Genomic DNA, 12,726 nt, shown 5'->3' with positions numbered 1-12,726 from the left:
TGGACTGTTCCCTCTCGGGTGTTTTACGCTTAATGGCAGCCGACTTATTTAGTTTTGATTTTGTTTGTTCCTTTTATCGATTTTTCTTTTACTATGGAATCAATCTTGCTCTAACTACTCATTTTGTGTTGGTTTATGCAAACAACCCTTAAAAATCAAAGCACAGCTAAAATTATTTACTTGGATTATTGGCGAATATTTGCTTGTATTGGAGTATTTACTTGCCATTTATGGGTAGGAATATTTTTACCTAAATTAGCCACTTCTGTTCCCAGTTTACAATCAATTAAAACCCTTACACCCCAATGCTTAGGAATTCAGGGAGATGCCTTATATGCTTGCGGTATTACCCCTTTTATTATCTGGCCAACTTTTAACCTAGAAAGTGTTTTTTTTAATCTCAGCAATATTGTCTTTGGTTTAGGTTATCAAGCGGTTCATCTTTTTTTCTTTCTTAGTGGTTTCGGCTTAACGCTTTCGGCTCTTAAAAATCTTAAGAAAATGGAAAACAACCCATCGATTAACTGGATTGATTTTCTGAAAAAAAGATTTGTTAGACTATATCCTTATTACTGGGTAGTCTTAACTATATATATGTTCCTTAATATCTTTAATTATTCAAGCTTTTTAGGATTTTTAAAGGTTTATTTTCTAGGAATGGTATTTCTCAATGTCATTCCGGCTACCTGGTTTATTCCTATTATTCTTCAACTTTACTTACTTTTTCCTTTTCTGTTTTATTTGCTTAATAAAACATCTTCTTCTCTTTTTTTATGGCTGACTTTACTGATAAAAGTAATAAGTAGTTTAGCTATTATTATTGTTTCTATACTGGTCTGGGGAAAAATAGTAGGATTTGGTCATGGAGGGCTTGCCCCAGGAGGAATTGCTCTCACTAGATTATTTGAGTTTTGTTTTGGTATGGGAGTGGCAAAAAGATTTTTCAATGCTCAAAACAGCCTAAAAATTTTGTTTAATTTTAAAGGGGTACATAATATAATATTTGGATTAATTTTAGAAGGCTTAGGCTTATTTTTATCCTCAAAATATGCTAGTATTTCCTGGGGAAATCATACATTTCCCATAGGTCTGGCTATATCTGATGCTTTAATCGGCGTTGGAATAGTTATCCTTTTTATCAATATTACTTTTGCCTTAGAGCCGTTTTTGAGCAAAATTAATGATAAGCTTATAGATTCCCTCAGCAATGCCACCTATCAAGCCTATATTTTTCATGGCCTATGCCTCAACTATGTGTCTATACTTGTAGCTTTACCGATTTTCCAGCTAACTACCATAGATAATCTGACTAATTCTACTTTTTATATCTTGTTTGTTTATGGATTTATGTTGTTAGTGTTTTCGAGTTGGAATTTAGGCTGGGGCTGGTATTTATCTCAATGGAAGTTTTGGTTTTTAAAATGAGATGAATTAAATTAAAATATCGAGATTTACAGCACTACGCATTAAAGTTAGGACATGGCGAGAAGATAAAACCTTGTCATAATCAACTGTAGCCTGTTCCCTGTTCCCTAGCGCGTAGCGCTATAGTTTTTGCTCACAATTGATATTTTTCAGAAATTTTTTAGCGGCTCTAATAAGGCATCCGCTACAACTTCTAAAGCTTTTTTATCACTCACCATCCAAGCATGAACAAGAACCGGCAGTATAATTTCTTTTCCTACAGGCATTCGGGAACTTTCGGGAGGAACTATCATTAAATCAAAGGGAGTCCAAAGGATAGTGCAGTTAATTTTTTCTAATAACTCGACACTATCATTATTTAATTCTTGTAAAAATTGACTATCTGGGCGCATTTGCATTACGCCTTTAAAAGGTAATCCATAAGCTAATAAGGTTCCGTTATTGGGGGCGGAAATATTGATATAACGTTGAACTCTGTTAATGCCGCCAAGTCGTTGTAAATAGTAACGGGTAACAAGGCCTCCCATGCTAAAACCAATTAAATCTATGGGTTGGGAAGGGTGAAAGGTTTTTTCAATATAGTCTGCCACTTGTTGGGCTAATTGATCTAATCCTATCCATCCCGTATTAGGAATTAAGTTGATGCTGTGAACTTCCCACCCTAACTGACGAAGATAGGCTGTCATGACATTAAATTTAGCAATAGTGTCAGTAATTCCATGAATCAGTAAGACGGGATTACGTTGATTTGAAGAAGAATTAAAGCTCATAATTTCGGGTTTTTAATAATAAAATCGTCAAAGTTTAAGCGGTTACGATGATTAAATTTTAAGCAATGTAGCCATTTTGGGGTTTATTATAATAGCAAAAAAATCGGAAAGTATTCTTAATTTTTTATAAAAGATTAGTTTGACAATTTGTCTTTTGACTCAAAAAAAATTTTTTAGCATAATGGGCATCGTTTGGTATTTAGAGCAAAGTAATGTCAATAAAAATATTTAACCCAACTCAGAGCTTATTTGTAAGTTCTTCAGTAGCTATTTTAGCAGTTTGTGCTACGGGTCAAGCCGCTTTTGCCCAAACATCTCACGGCGATCATCACCACTTAATGATTGGGGTAGACAATTTAGAAATTTTAAATAGAGAGACAGATCCATTCAAAGGCTTTTTAAACCCCAATTATAAGCGTCTTTCTTTGCTATTTCCCCATCTACATCAACCTGTTAATACCAGTGGTTTTCATGCTATTGGTATTTATGGGTACCAGGGAACGGTCAGCAATTATACCGTATCAAATAGCATTAATAATCAACTGCCTGAAGCTTCATATAGTCAATCAACATTAACACTTTTTCCAGGAACAGGGGTTTTTGAAGGTAAACTCATTAGCCTTAAAACAGAGGCAAATATGTACTCTGATCTGAAAATGAAGCCAGTGGCTCATCTTGTACCTGAGCTAGACGATCCCTATGTAAATTCCATATATCATAGTCCTCGCGGCGAAAATCGTTGGAATCAAGAACTCGGGGCCCAAACCAAGATCGCTTTGAAATTAATTTCCCTTACGCCAGGTTTAGGAGTAGCAGATTCACAAGGTAATCAATTGTTTACTTCAAGTGATACAGAGGTACTGGGAACGGGAGATAATTGGGGTTTTACACCAAGGTTTTTTGTCCAAGAGTCAGCCCCCAAAAAAACTTACTCAGCAACACTTCAATTGTTAGATGTGACTGATCTTAGTCAATATCCAACTCATATCCCTTGGGGTGAGTCGGGACGCTTTACCTTCAATTTTCAACCCGTTCCTGAACCGATGACTATTTTAGGAGTCACGACTGCTTCTTTATTTGGCAGTTTGTTTAAACGAGAACTTTCTAAAAAGCCAAAGAAAAAGTAATTTCCCTAAGATTAGAGACGTTACAGCCCACGTCTCTATGAGAATTGGATATCGGTCTTACCTTCTAAGCAAAAAATATTTTTTCTCGTTCAACTTTTTGTAGAAAAGCTATTTGGCCTAAGCGTTGAACTTCTTTAGCCATCTTGTCAGCAAAATGCAACACCATTGGTAGCCGACTGTAAAAATAGCCACTAGCCGGATTTAACATAGTTAAACGATCAATTTGTTGAGCTAATACTTCTAGGGGTGCGTCTCCTGTATCTCTAAAAATTTGTAAAGGACGAGCGCTTCCACCTGCTTTAGCTTCAGAAGTGACAATCTTAAAAGTTTTCCCATCTTGAGAAAAAATAGCCATTCCTGGTGGTGCATCTTTTAACTGAGGTAATTCAGTTGGTGAGGGTGAGTAACTAAGTGCCATTCTTCCAGCACCACTTTTTCTAACGCCTAATAAGTCGACTGAAATGTTTTCTTGTTTTAATTCTGCAATTGTGCTGTCAAACTCATCTCTTTGCACAAAACCATCTCTTAAAAGTAAAAGCCGCTTAGGAGGTCGTTTTTCCAATTTCTGAAAGCGATCGACAATATTAAGAGTTGCTCGTAAAACTGCCTGTCCACTTAAGCGCTCTCCGGGTTGTGCTTCAGGAAGTTCCCATCCTAAACTTTGACCATTAGCCAGAACAGCAAAGGCACTTGTACCATAATAAAGACTTCGGTTAGTTCCTGCATCAAAACCAATGACTAATTCTGCGGCTTGCTCATGCTGTAACGGTTCTAGTCCTACAGGTTGCCATTTAGCTTTAAGTAAGAGTCCCAAAACAATATTAACTGCTCGATAGTCCTCTTGCTTAAACATCGGTTGCATAAACTGGAGAGCAATGTTAGCTTCTAAAGCTTCTCGACGAAGTTGTGTTTTTTCATTATTTCCTAGCCAATTGCTCACGACTAAAACTGTGTTAGTTCCTTCATCTGCCCAATTTTGCCAAAATTGTCTCCGACTTAGGGAACTATCGGGTAAATCTTTTTTTATTTTGGGTTCTTCTAAAATAATTTCTACATCGCTACTTTTAGCGGCAAGTTGGAGTTTATTTTTAATTAAGTTCGGCCAAATATTACTATCGATTAAGCTTAAACAACCAAACTTTTGTTCTCCTGTTCGTAAGCAACCTTGCTTAAGACTAGCTTCAGGTTTTCTAATATTACTTTTTTTAGTCAGAAGTAAAGGAGTTTTATTTCTGAGCAATACTCCGTTGGTTTTTTGAGGTTTATAAGATCTAGTTGGGAGAGAATAGATTTTTTCAGCTATTTTTTGAATCACTTCTTCAGCTTTACTAAAGCGAGCTTGTGCAGATTTACGAACTTGATTAAATACTTTAGCTGCTTCTTTATCTCCAAATTTAACTAAATTGCTTAATATTTCCATCGTTATACTAGGACGAAGGCGACTCGATAAATGAGCTATTTCTTGTCCATTATTATTTTTTACATAAACAACATGAGAGTTTTTAATTTCCTCTTGTGTAGCTGGATATTTTTTATGATTTCGATGATAATCTGCTAAACTCATTCCCAAACCTGGAATCATAACTGTTTCTGGTTTTTCATCGCTGACTCTAGCATATTTCCAAGTTTGATCGTCATAAGTATTACGAACATACTCAATCGGGAGATTTTTATAACCAGAATTTAACCATTTGTTTAATTTCCAAAGAGAATAAAATATATGATGATCATCTATCTCGATAAAAAGGGCCCCTGAATTAATTAAAATATCTAAACAAACACCTGTATGAACTTCCCATCCTAGATTTGACAAAATAACTTTTTCAGCATTCCACCAAATTAAGCAGCTTTGCGTATCTCTCTCAATCTTACTGCTCTTAAATGATTTTTTTATTTTTTGTTCTAACCAGCGTTTTTCTAGCCTTTTAAGGGCTTCATTCTCAGATTTATTTGAAGTGTCTAAAACCTGCGCTCCCTGATCTTGTAAACTCCAGTTATCGTTATTTAAAAACTCAGGTGCTATTTTCTCTTTGGTAATTATAGTTTCCTGAAATCTGGTAGCAGGAGTATTAACTTTCCAACAAATACTACTAATAGCTGAATATTCTTTTCCGGCTTCTGGTGATTGCTTAAAATTATATTTATAAACTTGTACTGTTCTATCTTGTTCGCTTAAACGTTTAAGTGGAAATGAATTGAGAAAAACTTCAGCATTAGAATTTAGGTTCATAAGTTAATAATAAAAAAATCCTGGTCACGAAAACCCATAGGAGTTACGCATTGACAGAAAATTAGACTTATTTTGCTGCAATCGCCTTATTGGGTAAATAGTATCATCCCAAAATCTTCAATATTTTGTCAATAACTTTGAATCCAATTATATTTAAAAACTTTACTTGTTCAAAAGCTCCCTCGCCTTATAGGAAAGGGGGTTTGGGGGAAAGGTAGATAAAAACTATTTGAGTTATCGGTGCCATTTAGTTACACCGCCGCCAGCATCAATTAAAGTAATACCGTTGGCTTTCAATTCATCTCGAATGCGATCACCTTCAGCAAAATTTTTAGCTTTTCTGGCTTGGGCGCGTTGTTCGATCAAGGCTTCGATATCTGCATCGCTTAACCCGGTAGTCTCTTGTTCGGGTTGTGCGGCTATCGCTTCTAACCCCAACACTTGAGATAATTCTACTAAAGTCTGCCATTGGGCTTTTAACTTCTCGGGTGAGGTGTCAGTTTTCCCTTGATGCACCAAAATATTACCCTCTTTGCGGAGTTCTTTGGCCAGTTCAAACAAAACTGCTAACCCACCCGCAAAGTTAAAATCATCATCGACAATTTCTCGATACTTTTGTACTAATTCGGGGACAGTAGCACCAGGCAAGTCATCCCATGCCAATTTTTCCCCGTAGTGATGACCAAATAATAAGCCTTCTTGTAGCGTCTGCCATCCATTGCTTGCCGCATCAATAGCTTTCTCGGTAAAATCCACTGGATTACGGTAATGTGTTTGTAGAATAAATAGCCGCACTACCATTGGTTCAACTTTGTCTAATAAGTCTCGAATGGTGGTAAAATTCCCCAAAGACTTAGACATTTTGTCTCCCCCGACTTTCACCATTCCATTGTGCATCCAATAGCGGGCCAGAGGTTGACCGGTAGCGGCTTCTGATTGAGCAATTTCATTTTCATGGTGAGGGAAAATCAAATCACTACCCCCCACATGGATATCAATGGTTTCTCCGAGTCTTTCTCGTACCATAGCAGAACATTCGATGTGCCAGCCAGGACGACCCTCACCCCAAGGAGACTCCCAAGAGGGTTCACCGGCTTTAGCCGCTTTCCAGAGGGCAAAATCAAAGGGGTCTTTCTTTTTCTGAGTTTCTGGGTCCTCGAGTTCTACCCGTCCACTCGCACCGGCTTGTAAATCTTCTAGTTTACGTCCTGAGAGCTTTCCGTAGTCAGCAAAACGGCGCACCGAGTAATACACATCTCCATCAGCCGCATAAGCATAGCCTTTTTGTTCTAACTCATACACGAGCCGCTTAATTCCATCTAGGGTATGGGTAGCCCTTGGATAGGCATCGGCTTTTTCGATGTGAAGACGGTCCATATCCTCAAAATAGGCTTTTATGAAGCGCTCAGAAACCTCTTCCATTGAAGTTCCTTCTTTTTTAGCTCGATTGAGGATTTTATCATCAATATCGGTAAAATTTTGAATATATTTAACTTGATAACCTCGCCATTGTAAATAGCGGCGTACCACATCCCAGACTACACAAGTACGTGCATGACCTAAATGGCAATAATCATAAACCGTAATCCCACAGCAATACATCCGCACCTTACCAGGTTCTATGGGCTGAAAAGGTTCTTTACGCCGAGTGAGGGTATTATAAATCGTTAAGGTCATGGCTATTGGGATGAGATCTGATTATTGTAGCTGTTAGCTATTAGTCCCTATCATATAAACTTTTTGACCTTTTTGAGATGCTTGAGCCTAAATTGGTATAACAAATCCCCAACTAATTCAGTAGTACGGACATTTGCATTAAAGCACTAAAATCTACAGAGAAACCCCTCAATGGTTGAGGGGTAATTTTGTGTAGGGAACGCTTGAGCGGCAAAACCTATTCCCTACAAATTCAATAAACGGTTAGCTGCCGGTACCAATAAGATGCCCTGCCCGCTATTTGACCAGCGCAGTCCAAGCCATTAACTATCATCCGTGCTTTATAAAAATTAGTCTGTTTGGAGTTAATCCAATTTTCCAGGGAATATCCTGTAAAGCTTCCAGTCTTCATCCCGTGAACGAGAATATATAAAGCTAAGTTTGGTTGAAGCGCAAGGTCTGGCTTTTGGGTCAATTTGATTCCGGTGAGGCGCTCATACTTCCGATAGTTAAAGTCCCAAGTCATCTGACCATAGCCACGCCCATACCAAGGCCAGTATCTAAGATTCTGCCGCCGCCAAGCTTCACCCATCCACCAAGCCTCACGCACTGGCTGAAAGTTTGATTCATGTTCAGCCGTCGCCAATACGTAAGCACATTGAGATTTAAGCAGTCCCCACCGATGACATTCGCTTACGATCGCTTTAATCGTTGACACCCTATCTCCTCCCTTGAAATCACTCAAGTTCAGAGGGTAATCCCCCATGTGAAAATCCACATCAGCTTTTTTAAATTTCCATCGACCCGCGTCGCCAGCAAGTTGAACATCCCAATAGTCCTGCGCGTTGGCGACCAAGCTAACCCCGTAAGTTTTGCCCCTGGACAAATTTAAAACCTTTGAGCCGTCGGGCTTATAAGCTTTCGTTTGAACGATAGCTGTTAAGGATCGGCTCTCGGCCATCACATCTCTTGGCCAAAAAAAAACACTAGAAAATACGCCAGCTAAAAAGACAAGCGTCAACAAAAACGTTTTATACTTATTCATAGAAGAGAATACCAGCCCCCCATTAGGGGGCTTACTACTTAAGAATTCACAACTTGAAATAATCGAAAAATGATAGAGGAGTCAAAGTCTTTGGGTAAGCTTTGCAAAATTTTAGAGATTTCTTCCTTAGTGAATTTTCGGACAGTTGTCCATCGCTCATCAACTGAGATAATAATCATCACTTCACTACCTCATAAGGTTGCAAATTAACTTCTAGCAAAGCGGTTACTAAAGGGTTTTGCTGTTCTTTAAAATAGGTTTCTATTTCAGGAACTTGAGCAACCATAGAATGTAAAAGTGTTTGAGCATTCGCAAGGTAAAACCCTCTTAAATAAGGATTTTGCTCGCTCATGGCTTTGTCAACAGTAAGCTCCAAGGCATACTGGAGGGCAATTATAGGAATTGCCAATTTAACTGAAGAATTTCTTAAAAGGTCTAAATATTCAATCCGATTCATAGATACCTGACCTGTATATTAAACTGATAATCAGAAATATAGGACAGAGCTTTAAAAGAAAACTGGCTTAAATCAATCGGCTCTAACCTAATCAATCTTCCTTCTTGATAGAGTTTCCGACGAGTCAAAACATAGGGGGATGTTCCTAAAGTTATCTGCCTAAACCAACCGATGTTTACCCAGTCAGGACGGGAAGGTATTTTTAAGGAAATAAGCGCGTAGTCAGCCGCATTTTCTATTAAAAAATTAAGCTCCCATCCGTAGTAGCCCGGGGGACTTACCCCCTCGGCTACCAATTGCCAGTTACCGTCACTTATCATGAGAAAATGTCATCTAAGGGGTTGACAACTTTTTTGATAGTTCCGCCTCTATAAGTTTTTGCTTTAACGGCATTATCGAACGCGGCCGCCTTGACATCAGCCACAATAATTTTATGTCGGTAAGTTTTTCCCCCCTTAAGAACATCCACCACTTTGCGAACAGCCGTACCAGTAGAGAGAAGTTCCTCAACGCTGCAAGCGGGGAAATCACCGAATTCATCTGGCTTATCAGATGCGGGCGCTTTTACTCCTGTTTCTGTTTCGATGCCTGTGTAAGCATCAGGGGGAGCATAAAATGCCAAAATCATCGTTTTACTATTGTCGGCGGGGTCGCTAACGGTGATTTTGTGCTTGACTAAAATTCTTGCCATTTTTTGCTATTTCTCCTTTATTTAAATCTTTTTATCCTTTATTTAAATCTTTTTATCCTCGGCGGCGGCGGCGCGGAAAGCCAGCCCCCACGATGTTATTGCCCTCAAAATTTTTGCTGAGAATTTGAGTTACTGCGGTAGCCGCCTTGTCAACAGGGCAGGTAATTATAGAATTTTTTTTCTTTGTCCCTTGGAGATAAGAAATTCTCATTTTGACAAGCTTTCCTTGTTTTTGTCCTTCGCAAACAGATATGGAAATGTCTCCAGCTTTAGGTTCATAGTTATCTGCAAGTTTTTTAATCCCAAGTGCCGCCCCTATTGTGCTTCCATTGCCGTCGTAAATATCGGGCAACCTAATTAGGTAGGTTTGATTTCCCTCGGTAAAGCTATGAGGCTTAAGAATTTTTCGAGAAACTGTTGCCATTTGTACTCAGTTGATGTTTTACAGTTGTTATCTTAATCTTGGCACCGATTCGGACTATCGCCGGCAGCCTGGAACCTATATAGGTTCCCCAAGTCGGCCACAGATTAAAAGAAATTTGCAACCAAGATGAATCAAGGATCTTAGACTAAGCTGTTTTTGCGTCCCGACAAGTCGACTAGGGTCATTAGACGAGGGATGCCATTAATGCTAATTTTCGCGTTTCTAAATCGGCAGTTTCCAGTAGGTCTGTAGCGTCGTCCTTTTCTTGATTCGCCTAGTATATGGCGTGTTGGGGGATTGTTTACGGTTGATTTTTTGGGGTTATGCTCTGTTAGCTTTTCATCGTCGTATGTCGCACCTACAATTGAGCATAATTTGTGTATTACTTCTTTCGCTTCCGCTTCACTAATGGAATATATCTGTAAATTTAGTCCTTTTTTAAGGTCTTTATAAGTGTATAAATACGAACCTTTTTTCCACAGATACCCATCGTTAGTAGCAAATTCAGCTTTGATTTTATTTGCTAATGTTTTAAGATTTGCTTCAGTTATAGTTTCTGAAGTCTCATCTGTTAAAACAAAACTACATTCAATTTCTAAGGGTTCAAATCCTTCTGGTGATGCGTCTTTATCTTGCTTAAAAAATAAATAAACGTGAGGGGCATAAGGGTAAGAATCGTCCATCTCTTGCTTGGGTTTGCCGCCCACGTAGTCGGGTCTATCTTGAACTCTTTGGCAAATATAATAAAAATTCATTCGTTTATGTAAAGCCCTAATCATTGTTTCTTTGGGCAGAATCAGACAGGCTCTTTTTGCCGCTTTTCGAGGCTCGTCAATCTCTTCTAGAACCTCGTCGGGAATATCATTAAAAAATTTGTTTACCTCGTGATTATAGGTTTTGTGTAAGAAACTTTTTAAAAAATCCCACTCTTTACTAACTGCCATTGTTTTGTCTTCCTTCTACTAAATCCACGGGTGTAATATCTGCCTTTGTACTAGATTCAGTTGTCTTTTGTTCCTCCTCGGTTTTTTTGGTATTTTCATTGGTTGAAATTTCAGTTTTGAGGGTTTCCCAATTTTGCTTAATTTGGGTAACTGACTCTTGAGTTTCGACAACGGCAGAGGCTAATTGATTTATTGATTCCGTTGCCTCTGTTAAACTTTCTAAAACCTCTTGAGCGCGTCCTAGATGATTCCTAAAATGGGGGGATTCGTCATGGTAGCCCACGCCTTCTGATAGGATACCTTCCCGAACTAAATCATTATTGAGTTTTCCAACCCATCCCCCAATAGTTTCTAATCCGTCTTGAACTGCGCTCTGCATTGCTTTTACGGAATCAAATAAATTTGTAGTAGCTGTTAATATCCTGTTAGCTTTGATAAAGCCAGTGGCACAGGTTTGGTAATTGTGTTCGCCGATTAATGCCTTAATCCAACTTGTAAAAGTCTGTCCAATAATTTGCGAGACGGGGAAGGGGTTCCCGTCAACATCCTTAAAAAAGATGGATATAACAGTATCAAGAGTTTGTCCAAGACTTTGAGATAAATTGGCTGATAATTGGGCGGCGTTATGGAGAGCTAGAATAAAATTAAATGTGGCTAAGGCTCTATCGACTATTCGGTGTTGAAATAATTTAGTAAATTTCCCTGTAATCAAGCTTTTTAAAGCCTCTATTTGAGCCAACACATCGGCTATTCCTAAATCTCCTAATCCTGATAAACCGGCGGCTAGTCCATCAAGTTTTTTGCTGTTATCTTCAATCCCCTTTTTAATAGGCGCTGAGCATTGGTTCATGATGTCGCATTGGGCATCAGGAATAGGGGGTTCAGGGGTTGGGTCTGGATTGGGTTTGGGGTTGGGATTCGGGTTAGGGTTGCGGGTTGTTGTTCGCCCCGGTGCAGTGGGAGATTCCGGGGCCGGTGGGGCAGCCACCGCGTTACTTGGTCTAATAGTGGGGATTCTTGGCTGGGGGTTGGGGATGATTGGGGGAAGATCAGGGTTTTTGGTCGGCTTTCGCTCTGGGTCTTCGGTCGGCTTTTTTGCTGGTTTTTTGCTCGGGTTTATTGTTGGGGTAGGGGTAATGGTAGGGATTGGGGTAATAGTTGGGTTTTGAAAATTGCTAGGGTTGATTGTTGGGTTAGGAGATTTATTTTGAGAAGGTGGATTTTCTGGTACAGATGGAGTTGCCCCCTCCGGTGGTGGAAAAAAAAGTTGATTAGGGGAATATTTTGAGGGTGGGTTTGTCGGTTCGGGATCTCCTCCAGTATCAGGCAACCCGTCGGCGCGGGTGACTTTAGTTATCTGTATTGCTCCCCCCAATCCAACCTTTTCGTAAAAATAAATAATATCTCGGTTGTTGATGTAACCCAAATATAGTCTGCCGTATGTTGGGTCAACCCCACCGGCAGGCTGGGCAATTAGCTTGACGGGACCATAGACCCAGGTTGAGCCAGGTATATAGGGAGAGCCAGTCGTTGCGCCGTTGTCATTCCGCAAAAATTCAATATTATAGGCAACTCCGGCTGATTGCCCTCCCCTAAAAGGATATTCAGGGGGCGAAATTTCGCGGGGCCCGTCCTGAATCCCCCCCTGATTCTGGGCAGCCCTCGCTTTAGCGATCGCGGCTCGCTCTTGAGCCTCGGGGGTGATCTCCGAGGACTGATTGAAGAATTTCTTCAGTAGCCATTTAGAAGCCTGCCAGCCCAAATAACTGCCGGCAGCAACGGCGGCTGCGTTTGCTCCTGCTCGCCAGGCTCCTCCCCCCCCTGATGGCTTATATCCTCCAGGCGGGGGTTTATTCGGCGGTTGAACGGTTCCGTTAGGAGCGCCTGGAATATGCCCTATCGCACTGGGCGGTGGGGCAATGATTGGGGGAAACCCCACAAATCCAATAAACATAAA

Annotated in this window: 12 protein-coding genes; 2 read left to right on the top strand and 10 right to left on the bottom strand. The window is 39.7% G+C overall.

Annotation, left to right across the window (positions count from 1 at the left end):
- The first annotated feature begins 135 nt into the window (after positions 1-135).
- Entirely contained in the window at positions 136-1,425 is a 1,290-nt protein-coding gene (locus CYAN7822_RS22215) for an acyltransferase family protein (protein ID WP_013324488.1), read from the top strand.
- Between the two features lie 149 nt (positions 1,426-1,574).
- Here CYAN7822_RS22215 and CYAN7822_RS22210 read toward each other — a convergent pair whose 3' ends face one another.
- Positions 1,575-2,195, bottom strand: coding sequence for an esterase/lipase family protein (locus CYAN7822_RS22210; RefSeq protein ID WP_013324487.1), 621 nt, complete (start codon positions 2,193-2,195; stop codon positions 1,575-1,577).
- 212 nt (positions 2,196-2,407) lie between these two features.
- Between CYAN7822_RS22210 and CYAN7822_RS39565 the strand changes: the two genes are divergently transcribed.
- Positions 2,408-3,322 (top strand): all3515 family Zur-repressed PEP-CTERM protein, encoded by a 915-nt coding sequence (locus CYAN7822_RS39565; protein ID WP_013324486.1) that lies wholly within the window; start codon positions 2,408-2,410, stop codon positions 3,320-3,322.
- A 64-nt stretch (positions 3,323-3,386) separates the two neighbouring features.
- Here the strand turns inward: CYAN7822_RS39565 and CYAN7822_RS22200 are convergent, their stop codons facing one another.
- The 9 genes from CYAN7822_RS22200 to CYAN7822_RS22160 all read right to left on the bottom strand — a co-directional run bounded on the left by CYAN7822_RS22200 (position 3,387) and on the right by CYAN7822_RS22160 (position 12,723).
- On the bottom strand, positions 3,387-5,552 hold the full coding sequence (locus tag CYAN7822_RS22200) for an argonaute PAZ domain-containing protein (protein WP_013324485.1): 2,166 nt from the start codon (positions 5,550-5,552) through the stop codon (positions 3,387-3,389).
- 234 nt (positions 5,553-5,786) lie between these two features.
- The gene (gene cysS / locus CYAN7822_RS22195; protein ID WP_013324484.1) at positions 5,787-7,229 is read right to left on the bottom strand and encodes a cysteine--tRNA ligase; all 1,443 of its coding nucleotides are present in this window, start codon (positions 7,227-7,229) and stop codon (positions 5,787-5,789) included.
- Positions 7,230-7,461: 232 nt separating this feature from the next.
- Positions 7,462-8,253, bottom strand: a complete 792-nt coding sequence (locus CYAN7822_RS34780; protein WP_013322689.1) for a hypothetical protein — start codon at positions 8,251-8,253, stop codon at positions 7,462-7,464.
- Positions 8,254-8,431: 178 nt separating this feature from the next.
- Complete coding sequence (locus CYAN7822_RS22185; RefSeq protein WP_013322687.1) at positions 8,432-8,710, bottom strand: hypothetical protein; 279 nt, start codon at positions 8,708-8,710, stop codon at positions 8,432-8,434.
- Positions 8,707-9,030, bottom strand: a complete 324-nt coding sequence (locus tag CYAN7822_RS22180) for a hypothetical protein (protein ID WP_013322686.1) — start codon at positions 9,028-9,030, stop codon at positions 8,707-8,709. The genes CYAN7822_RS22185 and CYAN7822_RS22180 overlap by 4 nt, the downstream gene beginning before the upstream one ends.
- Positions 9,027-9,401 (bottom strand): hypothetical protein, encoded by a 375-nt coding sequence (locus CYAN7822_RS22175; RefSeq protein WP_013322685.1) that lies wholly within the window; start codon positions 9,399-9,401, stop codon positions 9,027-9,029. Before CYAN7822_RS22175 ends, CYAN7822_RS22180 begins: the two co-directional genes overlap by 4 nt.
- Positions 9,402-9,453: 52 nt before the next feature.
- Positions 9,454-9,825, bottom strand: coding sequence for a hypothetical protein (locus tag CYAN7822_RS22170; protein ID WP_013322684.1), 372 nt, complete (start codon positions 9,823-9,825; stop codon positions 9,454-9,456).
- A gap of 140 nt (positions 9,826-9,965) precedes the next feature.
- Positions 9,966-10,769 (bottom strand): hypothetical protein, encoded by an 804-nt coding sequence (locus CYAN7822_RS22165; protein WP_013322683.1) that lies wholly within the window; start codon positions 10,767-10,769, stop codon positions 9,966-9,968.
- Entirely contained in the window at positions 10,759-12,723 is a 1,965-nt protein-coding gene (locus tag CYAN7822_RS22160) for a hypothetical protein (protein WP_013324482.1), read from the bottom strand. Before CYAN7822_RS22160 ends, CYAN7822_RS22165 begins: the two co-directional genes overlap by 11 nt.
- Positions 12,724-12,726: the final 3 nt, after the last annotated feature.

It is taken from the genome of Gloeothece verrucosa PCC 7822 (genome assembly GCF_000147335.1).
GTDB classification, from domain to species: Bacteria; Cyanobacteriota; Cyanobacteriia; order Cyanobacteriales; family Microcystaceae; genus Gloeothece; species Gloeothece verrucosa.
Note: the sequence above shows the minus strand (reverse complement) of the source record. Positions and strands in the feature narration are given on the sequence as shown.